Source organism: Streptomyces sp. UNOC14_S4, from assembly GCF_020740835.1.
In the GTDB taxonomy this organism is placed as follows: domain Bacteria; phylum Actinomycetota; class Actinomycetes; order Streptomycetales; family Streptomycetaceae; genus Streptomyces.
Window position 1 is genome coordinate 1 of the sequence record NZ_JAINFC010000120.1, and the last position, 17,236, is coordinate 17,236.

A 17,236-nucleotide genomic window follows, 5' to 3' on the forward strand; every position below is an offset into this window, starting at 1 on the left:
CTATGACCCCGTCATGGTGCCGCAGGGGCTGTCACGCACGCTTTCCCATGGAACGCCCAAGTCGCCCGACGGACAAGCCCGTGTGGTGGACGGATTTCGGCTTCGCGCCCCCGTCCGCGGAGGAGACCCCGCGGGGCCTGCACGAGCCGACGGAGGCGACCCGGCTGCTCGTCCACTCCTTCGAGCTCGCCCGCGTCCGCTATCCGCAGATCCGGCTCGCGGTCGTCTCCACCGTGCCCTGGCCGCTGCGGCCGCAGCTTCCGGGGCTGCGGGACTACTACGCGGGGCACGGGCGGACCCGCGGGCTGCTGTGAGTGCGGCCTCGGATCTTCTTCGGATCTCGGGAAGCCCCTTCAGGCCTTCGGGAACCCCTTCAGGCCTTCAGAGGAACCCCTCGAACCCTTGGGGAATCCTTGACTCCGCTATGACCCCGTCATGGTGCCGCAGGGGCTGTCACGCACGCTTTCCCATGGAACGCCCAAGTCGCCCGACCTGCCCGTAGATCCACTACGGGCAGGTCTACGCTGACGCTCGTGTCACCGACGTACGCCCTCCCCGAGCTCACCACCGGCCGCGCCTTCACCACCTGGCAGGCCGATCCCTTCGGGCTCGCCCTCATCGTGCTCCTCGGCGGCCTGTACGCCTGGGGCGTCGCGCGGGTCGTACGGCGGGGGGAGCGCTGGTCCGTCGGCCGGACCTGCGCGTTCGCGCTCCTCGGCCTCGGGGCGGTCGCCGTCGCGACGCTGTCGTCCCTCGCGGTCTACGACCGCGTCCTCTTCTGGCCCGCCGCCGTACAGAACATCCTGCTCGACCTCATCGCCCCGCTCGGGCTCGCCCTCGGCGACCCGCTCTCCCTCGCCCGCCGAGCCCTGCCCGCCCGGGGCGCCGAGCGGCTGGAGAAGGCGATGCGCGGACCGGTCGTCCGCGTCCTCACCTACCCGCTGATCAGCACCGTGCTCGTCCTCGCGACCGAGCTGTGCATCTACTTCACGCCTTACTTCGAGACGGCGCTGCGCGACGGCGCCGTCCACCGGCTGATGTACCTGCACCTCCTGGCGGCGGGCAGCCTCTTCGTCCTGCCCATGCTCACCCGCGAGGAACTGCTGCCCTCCTGGTGCAGCCACCCGGTACGGGCACTGCTGGTCTTCCTCGACGGGCTGGTCGACGCGGTGCCCGGCATCGTCGTGATGACCAGCGGCACCCTGATCGCGGGCGGCTGGTACAGCGCGCAGCAGCGTGACTGGGGCCCGAGCCCCGACCGCGACCAGGCGCTCGGCGGCGGTCTGATGCTGTCGATCGCCGAACTCGTCGGCCTGCCGTTCCTCATCGCGGTCTTCGTCGAGTGGCGGCGCGCCGAAGGCGCCAGGACCGCGGAGCTGGACCGCAGACTCGACGCGGAGCTCCCGACGGTGCCGGCCGCGCCCACCGCGGAGGCCGCTGGACACCCGGCGCCGGAGCTCACCCGCCCGTGGTGGGAGACGGACCAGGGCGTGGTCGGCGAGCGCTTCCGGCGGGGTGCCCCATAAGGGGCGCGGGGCTGTGTTGTCTTTGCGGCTCCGCCGCGTGGGCGCGACAAGCCACATACAACCCGCAGACGCACACTGAGCTCACGAGGCACCCCAATAGGCGCCCCCGGCTCCCATAATTCGCTTTCCCCACTTCGCCGGCCTCGGTGAAACTCGTCGCATGCAAGATCAGAGCCGCCGGATCCGCGCGGTGCACACGGACACCACGATCACCGTCTACCAGGCCTACGCGCCCCACCTCGCCCTGCCCGCCGCCCGGGACGGCCGCTTCCCGCCCGCGTGGAAGCGGGAGCGGATGACGTGGATCAAGCCCTCGTTCCTGTGGATGATGTACCGCTGCGGCTGGGCCACCAAGCCCGGCCAGGAGCACGTCCTCGCCGTCGAGATCGACCGCGCGGGGTTCGAGTGGGCGCTGGGCAACGCGTGCCTGTCCCACTACGACCCCGACGTGCACCCCGACCGTGACACCTGGCGGCACGCCCTGAAGTCGGCACCGGCGCGCGTCCAGTGGGACCCCGAGCGCGACCTGCGCCTCCGCGCTCTCCCGTACCGCTCCCTCCAACTGGGCCTGGCCGGTGAGGCCACCCGCCGGTACGCGGACGAGTGGACGGTCTCCATCACCGACGTCACCCCGCTCGCGGAGGAGATCCACGCGCTGGTCACGGCGGGCGACCTCGACGCGGCGACCGCCCTCCTCCCGCCGGAGCGCCCGTACGAGCCCACGGCCGACCTGCTCGCGCACCTGCGCTGAGGGGGGCCGTCCGGCTCGTACGGGCGGGTGGGGTCAGTGCCCCCTGGCGATCCACTCCGGAAGGCACGGGGCTTCCCCGCCGATGGTGGTCGTCGCGCCGTGGCCCGTACGGACCACCGTCTCCGGCGGCAGGGACAGCAGCCGGTCCCGGATGGAGTCGACGATCGTGGGGAAGTCCGAGAAGGACCGCCCCGTCGCCCCGGGACCGCCCTGGAAGAGCGTGTCACCGGTGAACACCGTCGTCAGCGCCGAGGCATGGAGGCAGACGCCGCCCGGGCTGTGACCGGGGGTGTGCAGCACGGTCAGCTCCGTACCGGCCACCGACAGGACCTGGCCGTCGGCCAGCTCGCCCGACGGCGCCTTGCCCGGGTGGGTGGCGTCCCACAGCTCCCGGTCGGCCGGGTGCAGCAGGACCGGCGCGCCCGTACGGTCCGCGAGCTCGGGGGCCGCGTCGATGTGGTCGTTGTGGGCGTGGGTGCACACGATCGCGACCAGCCTGCGGCCGCCGACCGCCTTCTCGATCGCGTCGGCGTCGTGGGCCGCGTCGATGACGAGGACCTCCTCGTCGTTCCCGACGAGCCAGACGTTGTTGTCGACCTCCCAGACCCCGCCGTCGAGGGCGAAGGTGCCGGAGGTGACCAGGTGCTCGATACGGGCCGCCGCCTCCGCCATCACAGCATCACCACGGAACGCAGGACCTCGCCCTTCTCCATGCGGTGGAAGGCCTCCTCCACCTCGTCCAGCGTGATGGTCTCGCTGACGAACGCGTCGAGGTCCAGCCGCCCCTGGAGGTAGAGGTCGATCAGCATCGGGAAGTCGCGCGAGGGCAGGCAGTCCCCGTACCAGGACGACTTCAGCGAACCGCCGCGCCCGAAGACGTCCAGCAGCGGCAGCTCCAGCTTCATCTCCGGCGTCGGCACGCCCACCAGGACGACCGTCCCGGCGAGGTCGCGGGCGTAGAAGGCCTGCTCGTACGTCTCCGGGCGGCCCACCGCGTCGATCACCACGTCCGCGCCGAAACCGCCGGTGAGCGAACGGATCGCCTCGACGCCGTCGACGGAGCGGGAGTTGACGGTGTGCGTGGCGCCCAGGGACTTCGCCTTCTCCAGCTTGGCGTCGGAGATGTCCAGGGCGATGATCTTCGAGGCGCCCGCCAGCCGAGCACCGGCGATCGCCGCGCCGCCCACGCCGCCGGAGCCGATGACGGCGACGGTGTCACCGCGCCCCACGGCACCCGTGTTGATCGCGGCGCCGAGGCCGGCCATCACGCCGCAGCCGAGCAGCCCGGCCGCGGCCGGGGAGGCGGCGGGGTCGACCTTGGTGCACTGACCCGCGGCGACCAGCGTCTTCTCCGCGAACGCGCCGATGCCCAGCGCGGGGGAGAGCTCGGTGCCGTCCGTGAGCGTCATCTTCTGCTTCGCGTTGTGGGTGTTGAAGCAGTACCAGGGGCGCCCGCGCAGACAGGCCCGGCACTGCCCGCAGACCGCGCGCCAGTTGAGGATCACGAAGTCACCCGGAGCGACCTCGGTCACCCCGGCCCCGACCGACTCCACCACACCGGCGGCCTCGTGCCCGAGCAGGAAGGGGAACTCGTCGTTGATCCCGCCCTCCCGGTAGTGCAGGTCCGTGTGGCACACCCCGCACGCCTGAATCTTCACCACGGCCTCGCCGGGCCCCGGGTCGGGCACCACGATCGTCTCGACCCGTACGGGTTCGCCCTTGCCGCGTGCGATGACACCGCGTACTTCTTGCGCCATGAGGGGACAGCCTGCCTTTCTCGGTGAATCGGTCGCTCCCACTCTGCGCCGGAAGCGACGCGGTGTCCAACATCCCGTTGCGATCACATTGAGCAGCGATGGCGATCAATCGCGAGAGCTGACGGCTGGTTACTCGTGCCGGTCGTGGTCGATGGTGGCCAGCAGAGCCCGGGCCGCGGCCGTCGGCTGCCCGGCGGCAGGGACCGCGACCCCCACCTTCCACCGCACCGGCCCTTCGAGCGGTACGGCGCTGAGCCCGCGCGCCTGCTCCTTGAGCGTCACGGGGCGCGGCACGACCGCGGCGCCGAGGCCGCGCGAGACCAGGTCGAGGAGGGTATAGACGTCGTTGACCTGGAGGGCGACCTTCCGTGTCACGCCCGCGTCGGCGAACGCGAGGTCGGCGGCGCGGCGCGCGCCCCAGTCGGGGTGCAGGTCGACGAACACCTCACCGGCGAGCCGAGCCAGGGGAACGGGCCCGCTCAGCCCAGCCAGCGGATGGTCGGCCCGGCAGAGCAGCATCAACGGCTCCTCGGCGATCCGGCGCAGCCGCACCCCGTCGTGGACGTCGTCGTGCACGACGAAGGCCAGATCGAGCTCCCCCCGCCGCACCTGCTCCAGCAGCCGCCCGGAACCGGCCTGCTCCATATGCACCTCCACCTGCGGATGCAGCGCATGGAACGAGGCGAGCAGCGCACCGGCGTCGACGGTACCCATGCACTGCTCCGTGCCGACCGAAAGCGTGCCGCCCATCAGCCCTTGCACGGCGGCAACCGCCTCCCGGGCCGCGGCAGCGCACGCCAGCGTCCGCCGAGCCTCGACGAGCAGCGCCCGCCCGGCGTCGGTGAGCCCCACGCGCCGAGTGGTACGGATGAACAACTCCGCCCCCAACTCCCGCTCCAGGGACCGCACGGACGCGGACACCCCGGACTGGGCGACGCGGAGACGCTCGGCGGCGTGAGTGAAGTGCTGCTCCTCGGCGACGGCCACGAAGTGCTCGAGGTGTCTGAGTTCCATGATTCAGCATGCTAGGTGCTGGATCGGGAGCGGGGCTGGCAGGGGCCTTGCTTTGGGGGCTCTGCCGCACTGGCCGGTCGGCCCTGCTTGAGCGGGGACGACCTGGAAGGCCGCGCCGCCTTCCTCAGCGTGCGGGCCGTTGGTGCCGGAACACCCCCCGCCTGCGCGGGGACCGCACCGGCGTGTGGGGACCGGCGCCGGCGGTGGCCGGAACACCCCCGCCTGCGCGGGGACCACGACACGGACCGTCAGCACGTCATGGTGATCGGCGGAACACCCCCGCCTGCGCGGGGACCACGCGCGGTGGTCGGTCGGCCACCGGTTCCAGAACGGAACACCCCCGCCTGCGCGGGGACCACAGGGCGACGCGGGCGCCCTTGGCGGGCAGGGCCGGAACACCCCCGCCTGCGCGGGGAACCACCTTGATCCTTCCCATCACTGCTTTGTGTCCTCCGGAACACCCCCGCCTGCGCGGGGACCACCGCAAGTCCTCGTGGCTGCTGGACAACCTCACCGGAACACCCCCGCCTGCGCGGGGACCACGGGCCGTAGCCCTTGCACAGGTCGGCGGGAAGCGGAACACCCCCGCCTGCGCGGGGACCACGCGTCGGGGCGCCGGGCGCGGGCGAGCGGAGGGGGAACACCCCCCGCCTGCGCGGGGACCACGGCTCGATCATGTCCGAGGGCAGGAAAGCCTTCGGAACACCCCCGCCTGCGCGGGGACCACCATGTAAATAAAAGAGATCCCTGCGAAGGAATCGGAACACCCCCGCCTGCGCGGGGACCACTCCTTCCGTACCGGTCCTGGGAGCCCTCGGCCTGGAACACCCCCGCCTGCGCGGGGACCACTGCATCTCGATGCCGCGGAGCACGCAGGTCGCCGGAACACCCCCGCCTGCGCGGGGACCACGGCGTCGTAGGCGGCGAAAGCTGCGGCCGCGGCGGAACACCCCCGCCTGCGCGGGGACCACCGACCCGCAAAGTGCAGATCCGCCGGGAGATCCGGAACACCCCCGCCTGCGCGGGGACCACGACGGTGTCAAAGTACGAGTCACCCAGGGCGACGGAACACCCCCGCCTGCGCGGGGACCACACCTCGCGTTCGGTATACCGGGACGTCTCCAACGGAACACCCCCGCCTGCGCGGGGACCACGGTGGGGCGCCAGATGCGCCAGCGCTTGGCCCCGGAACACCCCCGCCTGCGCGGGGACCACGATTCCAGGGATTTCGCGACCAGGGACCGCGACGGAACACCCCCGCCTGCGCGGGGACCACACTTCCTGAGCTGCGCTTTCAGGAGCCCTTTGCGTTTTCTTTGCCTGCGGTGTGGCTGTCCAGCGTGGCTTCATAGTTGCAGATAGCTCAGGCCGAAGTGACAGCAGCTGTGCTGCAGCGGCGCCTCGGGTGCCTCGACTCTCAGGACTGGGTGGGCCTGATCGTGATGTTGAGCCGCTTCCCTCACGGGGCGTTGTCAGTGGCGTGTGGTGGACTTTGCCGGACAGAGTCCAGCCGGGGAGGTTGTTGTGGTCGATCCGCGGGTTCGAGGCAAGTCCGAGGGGTTAGACGAGCCTTATCCAGTCATCAGTCACCTGATTGACACGGCTTGGGTCTGCGGGGCGGTGTGGGACCGAGTGCTGGGCGCAGCTCGGAGGGAAATCATCGCCAACGCGCTGGGTTTGAGCGCGGCGGACGCTCGGGCCACGGTGATGTTCTGGGCGGGCCTGCACGATCTGGGGAAGATCATGCCCCAGTTCCAGGACATGATTCTGAAGAAGCGGCCCACTCACTGCTCGTTCCTCGCGGAAGCGCAGTATGCCCATGATCGCGACGCGGACAGCAAGACGAACCGGATTCGGCACGAGCACGCCACGCACGCAGCGTTGCCCTCACTGCTGGCTGCGCTCGGCTATCCGCGCTCGGGACGCTCGTCCGCTCTGTTGCTGACGCAGATTGCCCAGGTGCTTGGAGGGCATCACGGCCGCTATCCGCGGGACAACGATCCACAACACCTGCGCGATCCATTGCAGCGCATGCCGGAGTTGGGCACGGGGGAGTGGGCGGTGCAACGAAAGAAGCACGTGCAGGCCCTGTACGACGTGCTCGGACGTCCGCCGATCCCGCGGTCGCGGGCGGTGCCAGTGACGGAAGCTGTGGTGATTGCCGGCATGGTGATCGTCTCCGACTGGATCGCCAGCCAAGAGCACGTCATCACCGGACAACAGAAGGCCGCAGCGGGGAGTGTGGACTCCGGCTCGCTGCCCGACCTGAAAACCCACGCCCGCCGGATAGAGGGCTTGGCTCCGGGGTTGCTCGACGAAGCCGGTCTGGGGAACGCTGCGTTCAGGAACGGCGGATTTCGTGATCTGTTTCCCGACATCGAGATACCACATCCGCTGCAGCTCAGTGTCGAGCAAGGGCTGGCGAAGGCTCAGTTGGCCGGGCCGGGCATCCTCCTTGTCACTGCCCCTACCGGAGAGGGCAAGACGGAGACAGCCCTGTACGCGGCATCATTGATGGGGGAAGCAAGCGGTTCTGTCGGGCTCTTCCTCGCTCTTCCCACCCAAGCCACGGCCAATCAGATGTACGGACGGCTCGTCGATTTCGCGGAACGGAACCTGCTGACACCGTCCCAGCTGACACTTTTGCACGGCGCAGCAGACCTTTACGCCCCTTACGCCGAAGCTCAACCTGCTACGCCTGAGCTCGACACTGTTGAGCCGCGCGTGCTGTCCGACCACGACCCCACAGACTCCAGGGACGCCAGGATTTCGGTCGAAACCAGCCGCTGGCTGCGCGCACAGGGGCGAGGCATCCTCGCACCACTGGCCGTCGGCACGATCGACCAAGCACTCATGGGGGTGCTGCCACTCAAGAGGAACGCCCTGCGCCATTTAGGTCTCGCGGGGAAAACGGTCATCATCGACGAGGCGCACGCCTATGACACCTACACCCACGCCCTGCTGCTGCGCCTGCTCGAGTGGCTGGGAGCCCTCGGCGTACCCGTGGTGCTGCTGTCCGCGACGCTCACCGGTGAGACCGCACGGGGCATGGTCCGCGCCTACCTCTCCGGAGCCAACCCAAGCGGCGTCTCGCGTGAGCTTCCCGCCCCCGCCTACCCGGGATGGATCTACTCCTCCGCGGACGGTTCCCGTCTCATCGAGCCCGCTGAGCCGATCGTCAGTGAACAGCGCCGCGACCTCGATGTCGCGCTCCGAACCGTCCAGCACACCTACGACCCGGACATCGCGAATGGGCGTCTCACCGTGCTGCTGGAGACGCTGGAGAACGTGGCCACCACGGGCGGCTGTGCAGCTGTCATCTGTACGACTGTCGCAGAAGCGCAAAAGACCTACGAGGCCTTGCGCGCGCACTACCAAGCCCGGTACGGCGACAGCTATCTCGGATGGGACGACCGCGCGAAGGGTGACAGGGGATGCCGCGACTCCGCAGCCAGACCTCACCTCCGGCTGCTGCACGCTCGGTTCCCCGCCGGCGGACGCGCGTCGATCACCGCTGAGGTCGAGTCGTGGTTCGGGCGCACAGACAAGCGCGGGACCAGACGGCCGACTGGCCCCCGGGGAGCGGTACTTGTCGCCACACAGGTCATCGAACAGTCCCTCGACCTGGACTTCGACCTGGTCGTGTCTGACCTGGCACCTATGGCCATGCTTCTGCAACGGGCAGGTCGTGTCTGGCGCCATCGAAAGCCCGCCCCGCCGCGCCCGGCTTGGGCCCGTGGGCCGCGCCTCGTCGTTCTCGCTCCCGTGGGCGAGAAGAGCGAGTTAGCCGTCCCCGTGTCGTGGGGTGAGGTGTACGACCCGGCGCTACTGCAGCGCACGCTTGAACTCCTGGAGCAGCGCAAGGACGCATCCATCGCCATACCGGAAGACGTGCAGCGCCTGGTGGACGGTGTCTATGCGGAGAACTTCCCCTCTGTCGCACCGGAAAAGCTGATGGAGCGTGACTTCAAACGTCTCGCCGAGGACATGGCACGCACCGCCTTGGCCGACATGGCCGCACTGCCGAAGCCCAGCAGGGTCACCTCCCTGCACGCTCTCACGACCAGCGATGTGGACGAGGAACTGGTCCGCACGCGTCTGGGCTCCGATTCCGTCCAGGTGCTGCCGGTCTTCGACGACGGCACGGGCCAGTGGCTGGATGAGGAATGTACTCAGCCACTCCCGCTGTCCGGTAGCGGGCGAGACGGACGGTTCACCGTCCGGGAGGTTCGCGAACTTCTCTCCCATGTGGCACCCCTGTCTCATGGGTCATGGCGTGCCGCATGCGGCACGCCGCACCAGCCCCCCGCCGGGTGGCGCAAGGAGCCGCGTCTTGCTCGCTTGGTCCTTCTGCCGCATCGCGTCGATGGCGAAGGGCGCGTGGAAGGCGCGACCGTCGGGGACACGCGCATTACGTACGACCGTGCACTTGGACTGGTCGCTGAACGCTTGGTTTGAGTCAAGTTCGAGCTTCGCGCCTGACCATCTTTATACGTCATGTGCGGGAGCTGACCATCTCGTCGTACGGTGATTCCGCGAACGTTGTGGGGTTCGTCGGGTCCTCTCTGTGGTCTGCGGAGAGGACCCGACATGATCCCCCGCTTTGCGGGGAAGAGCGGTTCGGGAGTATTCCCTTCCCGCCTGCCCATCGGTTCACCTCCGCCTGAGCGGAGATCTCTACGGATCGCGGAGGCCTCCAAGAGTATGGCCTGCTCGATGCCGTTCCCACCTGCCCATGCAGCTCTCCTGACGATCGGGGTGTCCTGCTCCATGTCTGCCGCCGCGGCCGATGACGCCCGCTACCCGCTCGACCTCCGGCCTTGTGCGCCTGTGCTCACGCACGCAGGTATGACAGAACGGGTGGGTCTTCGCGAACTGTTCCTTCGAGCCCACGAGTTCCAGGGTCTCGCTGTCGCGTCCCCCGCTGCCGCATCCGCATTGCTGCGCATGTTGTACGCGATCGCCGCACGTATCACCGGACTTGATAAGCTCGGCAGCAATGTCGACGACTGGCTGGATCGTCGGTTCGAACTGCTTGCAGAACACGCGTCGTTCGCACCCAAGCGGGCGGGTGAGGCCCCCGGTGTGGACGAATACTTCGCCAAGTGCGCGGACGGGCTGATGCTCTACGACCCGCAGCGGCCATTCCTGCAGGACGCGCGGCTCGCCCATGAATGTGCTTCGTCATCGGGGATCAACAAGTTGGTGCTCGGCCGCCCCTCGGGCAACAACCAGGTATTCTTCGGGCATTTCACGGACGACGATCCCGCGCCGCTCCCGTCGGACGAGGCATTTCTTCATCTCCTGGCGCAGCTCTACTACGGAGCGTCGGGGCAGTGCACACCCCGTACGGTCAACGGCCAGCGCTACGGCAACACGATGGCTGGTCCCCTGCGACGGGTGCTGTCGTGCCATCCGCTGGGCCGAAACCTGTACGAGTCGCTGCTCCTGGGTATCCCCGGCCCGGATTCCTGGCCGGGATCTTCCTCCAGCGAAGACGATCTCTGCCCGTGGGAAGACGACCGGCCGTCGGCAGTGATGGAAGCGCCTGCGCCGGCCGCGGGGTCGATGAGCATGCTGACCGCGCGGCACCAGCATGCTGTGCTGCTCAAACCGTCTCCGGACGGGGGGAGCGCCGTGGACGCGACGATCACATGGGCGCTGCGCGAGAACCGGCCCGAAGTCCGTGACCCCTATCTCATCTGGGACGAAGCCAAGGACGGAATGCTGTATCCGCGCAAGGCGGATGCGGAACGGGCGCTGTGGCGGGACCTGGACGGTTTGATTCTGCAGGACCGGGGTGACAAGAGCCGCGGGCCGCCGGTCTTCGAGGGGCTGACCGGCGGGCAGTTGCCCGAGGAGGTATTCCAGCACTTGAGGGTCGCCGCCTATGGTTTCGACCAGGACGGCCAGACCCGGGACCGCAGCTATTTCACTGCCGTGACCCCGCCGTTGTGCACCCTCCTCACCTCCTCTGGTACGCAGCCCGACTCGCTGCTCGCCTTGGGGGTCAAGGAAGGTCGCGAGGCCGCGGAACGCGCGGCGTGGAGACTGGAGACCGCGCTGCGCAGCGCGTGGCGGGCCTATACGTTGCCGACCGACGACGACAAGTCCGGGCGTCGGCTGAAAAAGGGTAAGGAGAAGGACAGCGGACCGTGGCCCGAAGCGGCATCGGCAGCGTATTGGCCGGCAGCCGAGGAGTGTTTCTGGGAGTTGCTGGATTCCGAGGACTTCACCGCGGCGCTGCCATCGTTCGGCCGGATCGCCCTGCGTGTCTTCGACGACGTGACGGAAGCCGTGGCATCCCAGCCTCGCGGAGCCAAGGCCCGGGAAGGTGCTCGCGGTCTGGTCCGCAGCCTTCTCAAGGTCCGTGCCTGACCTGAAGCGAGCCCGCATGCGTGATCGCACGCAGCGGGTGATATCTCGTAGCTCCCGGAAGAAGGACCGATGAGACCGACCAGCGAAGACCTCGGCGCCCCGCGCCCCGGCACAGCCCCACCTCTCACGCCCCGTCACGAAAAGCTCAAGACTTACGACACATTCGTCGCCTGCGTGCGTCAGGCGTGCGAACGCCCCGGCACCCAACAGGCGCTGCGGGCAGGACTGGCCCGCCCGGTGGACGAAGTCCCTGCCCGGACCCATGCCGCCTTGCTGCGCCACGGCCTCGTACCCGACCGTTCGGATACCACGGTCAAGCGCGCCTACTACGCGGTGGCCGCTTTGATAGCTGCCCGGCCTCGTGCGGAACGCCGTGCTGATGCGGATGCCCGGCGTGCTGCGGACGCCGGTGACAAGGGTGACAAGAGTGGTACGGGCGCCACCGGGCCGGGCGCCGATCCCGCCTCCCCTGCGGAGCAGAGCGAGTCCTCCGAGGCCGAGGCACAGGCACAGCAGTTTTCCTGGGGGACGAGCCTGGGGGAGAGCCTGGCTCAGCTCACTGTTCGCCGGGAACGGGCCACTGCCCCGGGAACAGGCGGCACCCAGGAGACGTCGGCGGACACGTGCAAGAGCGAGGACAGGGTGAGCGGCGTCGAGCAGCGGCTGCACCTGCTGGTCCGGCAGGACATCGAGGGCCTGCACCGCATGCTGCCTGCTGTCGTTCGTCAGCTCGGCTCCGCGGGCGTACCGGTGGACTACGGACGGCTCCTCCGCGATCTCGTGCGGTGGCCCCGGCGACGTGACGAAACCGTCAGGCGCTGGCTGGAGGACTACTACCGCACGCTCCGCCTTGCCAAGCCGCCTGCCTGACCGCCCCTGACCTGCCATTTCCTCAGCGCACAGAAATCAGGAACCGCATCATGACGACACAGCACCTCGACGCCATGCTGTCCCGCAGCCCGCGCTACATAGACGTGCACATCCTGCAGACATTGCCATTCAGCAACGTCAATAGAGACGATCTCGGATCGCCCAAGACCGTGACCTACGGTGGCACCACACGCACCCGCGTCTCCAGCCAGGCATGGAAGCGGCCCACGAGGCTCGCGGTCGAGGAACGGATCGGGCACAAGGCCCGCCGAACCCGCCGACTTCCCCGTCAGGTCGCCGAGAACCTCATCGAGCGGGGCTGGCCCAAGGAGCTGGCCGAGCTCGCGGGCACCCAGGTCATCACCTCGACCGAATCCAAGCTCGGCCTGGAGGACAACGACACCACCGCCTCGCTGCTGTTCCTGCCCGACAATGCGGCCGGACTTCTGGCCGACATCGCCGAACAGTACCGGGACAAGCTGGAGAAGGTCCTCGGAACCAAAGCCGCCACCAAGTCCCAGCTCCCCAAGGACGCCATCCACGAGATTCTCCGATCCCACAATGGCTCCATAGCCCTCTTCGGCCGGATGCTGGCGGAGATACCCGGCGCGGGAGTGGACGGCGCCGTCCAAGTCGCCCATGCGTTCACCACCCACAGCACCTCGGTGCAGGCCGACTTCTTCACCGCTGTCGATGACGTCGCCCAATGGGCCACCGATGCCGGCAGCGCCCACATGAACACCGGCGAATACAGCAGTGGCGTCTTCTACCGGTACGCCACGCTCGACTTGCGCGACCTGACCGGCAATGTCACCGACCCGGCGATGGCCCGCGAACTCGCCGGGGCGTTCTTGACGGAGTTCATCCAGAGCATGCCCTCCGCCAAGAAGAACTCCACTGCCCCGCACAGCATCCCCGACCTGGTGCACGTAGCGGTCCGAACGGACCGGCCGGTCTCCCTCGCCGCCGCTTTCGAACAGCCTGTACGCGCCGAGCTCACCGGCTGGGCAGAGCCCTCCCGCACTGCCCTGGCCACCTACGCGGCCAGGGTCAACACCCTCCTCGGCGACAACGGACGCCTGCACAGCGCATACGCCGGTGTGGACGACACACCCCGTGAAACCCTGGGAGACCGGGTCGAGTCCTACCCTGCCCTGGTCACTGGAGCCCTTGCCGCGGCCTTCGGGAACGGGAGCCGGGCAGCGTGAGCGGCTTCATCATGCAAGTCGGCGGACCCCTGCAGTCATGGGGGGAACACAGCGCTTTCAACGACCGTGACACCGTCGCCCACCCGACCCGCTCCGGTCTCATCGGCCTGATCGCCTCGGCTCTCGGCATCCCCCGGGACCAAGCCGTCGGCGGAACCGGTGACCGTGACGAGCCGACCCTCTTCGAACGGCTCGGGCACCTGCGCTTCACGGTACGTCACGACCGCCCTGGTACGCGGGTGAGGGACTACCACACCATCGGAGGCGGCCTGCCTGCCCATCGCACCGTCCCCACCGCGAAGGGCGGCCGACGCGGTGCCGGTCAGACCACCATCATCTCCCACCGTCACTACCTGGCCGACGCCGTCTTCACCATCGCGGTCACCGCACCCGAGGCACCCGACCCCACCGAACTCACCACAGTCTGTGCTGCCGCTCTGGCCGCGCCCCGCTGGCCCCTGTACCTCGGCCGCCGTTCCTGTCCACCCGGTGCGCCACTCGTCGTTGCCACGCAGGTGTCCGACCCCGTCTCCGAACTCCTTACCGGCGTCCCTCTCGCTCGCGTCCGCCCCCGTACGCCCCACACCACCGACCGGGAAGCCACCGTCCCCGTACGGTTCACCGCTGACGCACCCTTCCCCGTCGGCTTCCCCGTCACAGTCTCCTCCCGGGCGTCCGTCACCTCCCTCAACGACGAACCCGTACGCCTGACGCAACGCGACCGCGTCTATCGCAGTCGCCCTTCTTATGCGGCCAGTTGTCGGCTTCCCGCCGACCTGTGCAAGGGCTACGGCCCCGCCTACCTCGACGAGCTCATCGCCTACCTCCGCCCGCCCGCACCGCAGGAAGCCGACGCATGACCACCGACGTGCACACCATGCCCGCCGCACCCCTCGCCGCGGACACTGTCCAGACCACGACAGCCTGGCTGGCCAGACTGCTCCTGAACCCGGCGAGCAGGGCAGTCCAGCACGACCTCAGGGACATCGCGGTCCTGCATCGACGGCTCATGGCCCTGTTCCCCGACGGCCTGGGTGACAGCCCGCGAGCCCGCGCAGGCCTCCTCTTCCGCCTCGACCACGACGGCACCGGAGCCCCCACCCTCCTCGTGCAGAGCCGGACAGCCCCCGACGCCAGCCGGCTGCCGGACGGATACGCGCATGTCGGCATCCGAGAGATGTCCCCCGTACTCGAGGCCCTGCGGCCCGGCTTGACCGTCCGCTACCGGCTGTTCGGCAACGCCATCAAACGATGCGGCCGCAACAGCACCGAGGGCCGCTGGAAGCAGGCCATCGTCCTGCACGGCCCCGACGCCGAGAACTGGTGGGCGGCCCAGGCCCACAGAGCCGGGCTCACCCTGCACACCGTCCAGGCCGACACCGCGGACACCCTCACCGCCTGGCACAGGACTGGCCGAACCGCAGGCACGGACAAGATCGCAGTCCACCACAAGGGCACACGCTTCGACGGCATCGCGACGATCCACGACGCCGACGCGCTGCGCCACGCGCTCCTGCATGGTATCGGCCGCAGCAAGTCCTACGGCTGCGGACTGCTCAGCCTCGCTCCCGCACACCTGAGTGCGTGAGGAACCACACCAGTGACCGTTACTCCCTCACGCAAGGGTCAGAGCTCCGCGCGACGTCGCATCGCCGCCCCGACCCTCGCGATGCTTCCCCGCGTCGGTGACTCCCTGTCGTTCCTGTACGCGGACGTCGTCCGCATCGTCCAGGACGACACCGGAGTCAGCGCCGAGACGACGAGCGCCGACGGTGAAACCACGCGTGTCTACCTCCCCACGGCCGCCCTCAGCTGCGTACTGCTCGGCCCTGGCACCTCCATCACCCAGCCCGCACTGGCCACCTTCGCCCGCCACGGAACCACCGTGGTGTGCAGCGGATCGGGTGGTGTGCGCTGCTACTCGGCAACGACGTCCGACGCGTTGACGACCCGGTGGCTGGAACAGCAGGTCCACCAGTGGAGCGACCCTGCCCGACGCCTTGCCGTAGCGCAGCGTATGTACCTCAAACGCTTCAACATATCCGTCCCGCCCAGTACCCCGCTGAACACGCTCCGCGGACTGGAAGGCCAGCGCATCAGGGCGCTCTACAAACTTCTCACACAACAGCACCGTATCGGTCGATTCCGGCGGAACTACGACCCTGACTCCTGGGACGAACAGGACCCGGTCAACCTCGCCCTCTCATCCGCGAACACCTGCCTGTACGGCATTGTCCACGCGGCCATCGTCGCCCTCGGCTGCTCACCGGCCCTCGGCTTCGTGCACCAAGGAAAACAGCACGCACTTGTCTATGACATCGCCGACCTCTACAAGGCGGAACTCACCATCCCCCTCGCCTTTTCACTGCACGACTCGCCCCATCCCGAAGCGATGGCCCGACGCAGCTTTCGCGAGGAGCTGCGCCTGTACAAGCTGCTTCCCCGCATCGTCGCAGACCTCCAGTCCCTCCTGGCACCGGAGGAGGCAGTACCACTGCCCGATGGCCATGCCGTGGAACTGGTCAACCTCTGGGACCCGGACGCCGGGTCCGTTCCCGCCGGAGTGAACTACGCCTCCCACGAGGGCCGATCCGCCTTTGCCGAGGCACCTTCCTCGGACGGCTCCGACGATCCGGACCCAACAGATGCGGCGCGCTGAAATCCTCGGAGAAGGGGAAACACCATGCCGTCCGTGACCGTCCTCGCCACCACAGCCGTTCCTGATCACGTGCGCGGCGCCCTCACCCGATGGATGATCGAGCCCATGCCGGGCTTGTATGTCGGAACCCTCTCGGCGCGAGTGCGGGACGAGCTCTGGAGTGTCGTCAGCGACTCGATCGGTGCGGGCGCGGCAGTGCTCGTGCACCCGGACTCCAACGAACAAGGCTATGCGCTGCGGACAGCTGGCGAACGCCGCCGTATCCCTGTTGATTTCGACGGGCTGAGTCTGGTCGCTTTCCGCCCCGAGGAATACACCGACATGCCGCGCTCTGACGTCGGCTCGTCCCTGGACCCATCAGCTGAGCCCTCCTGCTGACCGGGCGGGTTGTGCGGAAAAGGGCCCCGCTCGTCAGCGGGGCCCGGGGCTGGTGGCTGGATGGACTATTCCACGGGGGCGGTGCGCCAGAAACGGTGGAGGGTTTCGCGGTAGGCGGTGTGGGTGGGGTGGTGGCCGCTGTGGGTGAAGGCCCAGTTCCGGGCGGCTTCGAAGGAGCGGTGGGGGCCGGACCGGTCGAAGCAGACGACGCATTCGAGGTCGTAGATGATCCGGGGTACGGCGGGGATCTTCTCCTGGCCGATCGTCCACCGGGCGAACGGGACGACGGGCTGGCTCGTAGGCTGGTTCACGGGCTGGTTCACTTTCCCCACCTGGTTCCTGCGCTCTGCGCGTTCGCGGCTTGCGCTCTTGGCTGTCAGCTTCTCGGTCTCCGTCGCGGGGCGGACGTCGTCGGCCCGCGCGTCCCACTCGAGGCCGCCGCGGGGCGGACGTAGCTGAAGGAGCGCGCCTTCGTGCCCCATGACCTGCCCGAGCCGGTCCTGGCGGAGGTCGATGACGAACGCTCCCTTGGCCGGCTGGTGTTTGTGGGGGCTGTGGTGTGGGGCGTCCTTCTCCACCGGCGTCACTGGTCCGCCTCCGGGGGTGGGCAGGGGCGGAGGTTGATGCCGTGCGCGGTGACCCAGAGTTCGGGGTGGCTGGCGACGGGGGCGAGCTGCTCGCAGCCGCAGGATGGC

15 protein-coding genes and 1 CRISPR repeat array are annotated in these 17,236 nt (G+C 68.9%); of the genes, 11 read left to right on the forward strand and 4 right to left on the reverse strand.

All coding sequences use genetic code 11. The features are described 5' to 3' along the window. Positions 1-80 precede the first annotated feature (80 nt). The 3 genes from K6I34_RS13650 to K6I34_RS13660 all read left to right on the forward strand — a co-directional run bounded on the left by K6I34_RS13650 (position 81) and on the right by K6I34_RS13660 (position 2,277). On the forward strand, positions 81-314 hold the full coding sequence (locus K6I34_RS13650; protein WP_229325731.1) for a hypothetical protein: 234 nt from the start codon (positions 81-83) through the stop codon (positions 312-314). Positions 315-533: 219 nt separating this feature from the next. Then, on the forward strand, positions 534-1,526 hold the full coding sequence (locus tag K6I34_RS13655; protein ID WP_374230914.1) for a cytochrome c oxidase assembly protein: 993 nt from the start codon (positions 534-536) through the stop codon (positions 1,524-1,526). A 160-nt stretch (positions 1,527-1,686) separates the two neighbouring features. Then, a complete protein-coding gene (locus K6I34_RS13660; protein WP_229325733.1) occupies positions 1,687-2,277 on the forward strand; it encodes a DUF4291 domain-containing protein in 591 nt (196 codons plus the stop codon). 33 nt (positions 2,278-2,310) lie between these two features. Here the strand turns inward: K6I34_RS13660 and K6I34_RS13665 are convergent, their stop codons facing one another. From K6I34_RS13665 to K6I34_RS13675, 3 genes are all read right to left on the reverse strand, one after another. After that, positions 2,311-2,949 carry an MBL fold metallo-hydrolase gene (locus K6I34_RS13665; protein WP_229325735.1) on the reverse strand — a complete coding sequence of 213 codons (639 nt, stop codon included), beginning with the start codon at positions 2,947-2,949 and terminating at the stop codon, positions 2,311-2,313. After that, positions 2,949-4,034: an S-(hydroxymethyl)mycothiol dehydrogenase gene (locus tag K6I34_RS13670; RefSeq protein WP_229325737.1), complete on the reverse strand. Its 1,086-nt coding sequence runs from the start codon at positions 4,032-4,034 to the stop codon at positions 2,949-2,951. The genes K6I34_RS13665 and K6I34_RS13670 overlap by 1 nt, the downstream gene beginning before the upstream one ends. Positions 4,035-4,163: 129 nt before the next feature. Further along, the gene (locus tag K6I34_RS13675) at positions 4,164-5,048 is read right to left on the reverse strand and encodes a LysR family transcriptional regulator (RefSeq protein ID WP_229325739.1); all 885 of its coding nucleotides are present in this window, start codon (positions 5,046-5,048) and stop codon (positions 4,164-4,166) included. A gap of 146 nt (positions 5,049-5,194) precedes the next feature. After that, positions 5,195-6,324: direct repeats of the CRISPR family, unit length 29 nt; unit sequence CGGAACACCCCCGCCTGCGCGGGGACCAC. A 248-nt stretch (positions 6,325-6,572) separates the two neighbouring features. Here K6I34_RS13675 and K6I34_RS38635 point away from each other — a divergent pair. The 8 genes from K6I34_RS38635 (at position 6,573) to cas2e (ending at position 16,541) form a co-directional block, all read left to right on the forward strand. Further along, positions 6,573-9,506, forward strand: coding sequence for a CRISPR-associated endonuclease Cas3'' (locus tag K6I34_RS38635; protein WP_229325741.1), 2,934 nt, complete (start codon positions 6,573-6,575; stop codon positions 9,504-9,506). A gap of 312 nt (positions 9,507-9,818) precedes the next feature. Continuing rightward, positions 9,819-11,426, forward strand: a complete 1,608-nt coding sequence (gene casA, locus K6I34_RS13685; RefSeq protein WP_275127060.1) for a type I-E CRISPR-associated protein Cse1/CasA — start codon at positions 9,819-9,821, stop codon at positions 11,424-11,426. A gap of 69 nt (positions 11,427-11,495) precedes the next feature. Then, positions 11,496-12,296 carry a type I-E CRISPR-associated protein Cse2/CasB gene (gene casB / locus K6I34_RS13690; RefSeq protein WP_229325744.1) on the forward strand — a complete coding sequence of 267 codons (801 nt, stop codon included), beginning with the start codon at positions 11,496-11,498 and terminating at the stop codon, positions 12,294-12,296. Positions 12,297-12,346: 50 nt separating this feature from the next. Continuing rightward, positions 12,347-13,504 carry a type I-E CRISPR-associated protein Cas7/Cse4/CasC gene (gene cas7e / locus K6I34_RS13695; RefSeq protein WP_229325746.1) on the forward strand — a complete coding sequence of 386 codons (1,158 nt, stop codon included), beginning with the start codon at positions 12,347-12,349 and terminating at the stop codon, positions 13,502-13,504. Next, a complete protein-coding gene (gene cas5e, locus K6I34_RS13700) occupies positions 13,501-14,364 on the forward strand; it encodes a type I-E CRISPR-associated protein Cas5/CasD (RefSeq protein WP_229325748.1) in 864 nt (287 codons plus the stop codon). The genes cas7e and cas5e overlap by 4 nt, the downstream gene beginning before the upstream one ends. Further along, a complete protein-coding gene (gene cas6e, locus K6I34_RS13705; protein ID WP_229325750.1) occupies positions 14,361-15,092 on the forward strand; it encodes a type I-E CRISPR-associated protein Cas6/Cse3/CasE in 732 nt (243 codons plus the stop codon). Before cas5e ends, cas6e begins: the two co-directional genes overlap by 4 nt. 81 nt (positions 15,093-15,173) lie before the next feature. Then, a complete protein-coding gene (cas1e, locus tag K6I34_RS13710; RefSeq protein WP_229325756.1) occupies positions 15,174-16,163 on the forward strand; it encodes a type I-E CRISPR-associated endonuclease Cas1e in 990 nt (329 codons plus the stop codon). Between the two features lie 24 nt (positions 16,164-16,187). After that, the gene (gene cas2e, locus K6I34_RS13715) at positions 16,188-16,541 is read left to right on the forward strand and encodes a type I-E CRISPR-associated endoribonuclease Cas2e (protein ID WP_229325752.1); all 354 of its coding nucleotides are present in this window, start codon (positions 16,188-16,190) and stop codon (positions 16,539-16,541) included. A 65-nt stretch (positions 16,542-16,606) separates the two neighbouring features. Here cas2e and K6I34_RS38640 read toward each other — a convergent pair whose 3' ends face one another. Continuing rightward, a complete protein-coding gene (locus K6I34_RS38640) occupies positions 16,607-17,128 on the reverse strand; it encodes a hypothetical protein (RefSeq protein ID WP_308294000.1) in 522 nt (173 codons plus the stop codon). Positions 17,129-17,236 lie beyond the last annotated feature (108 nt).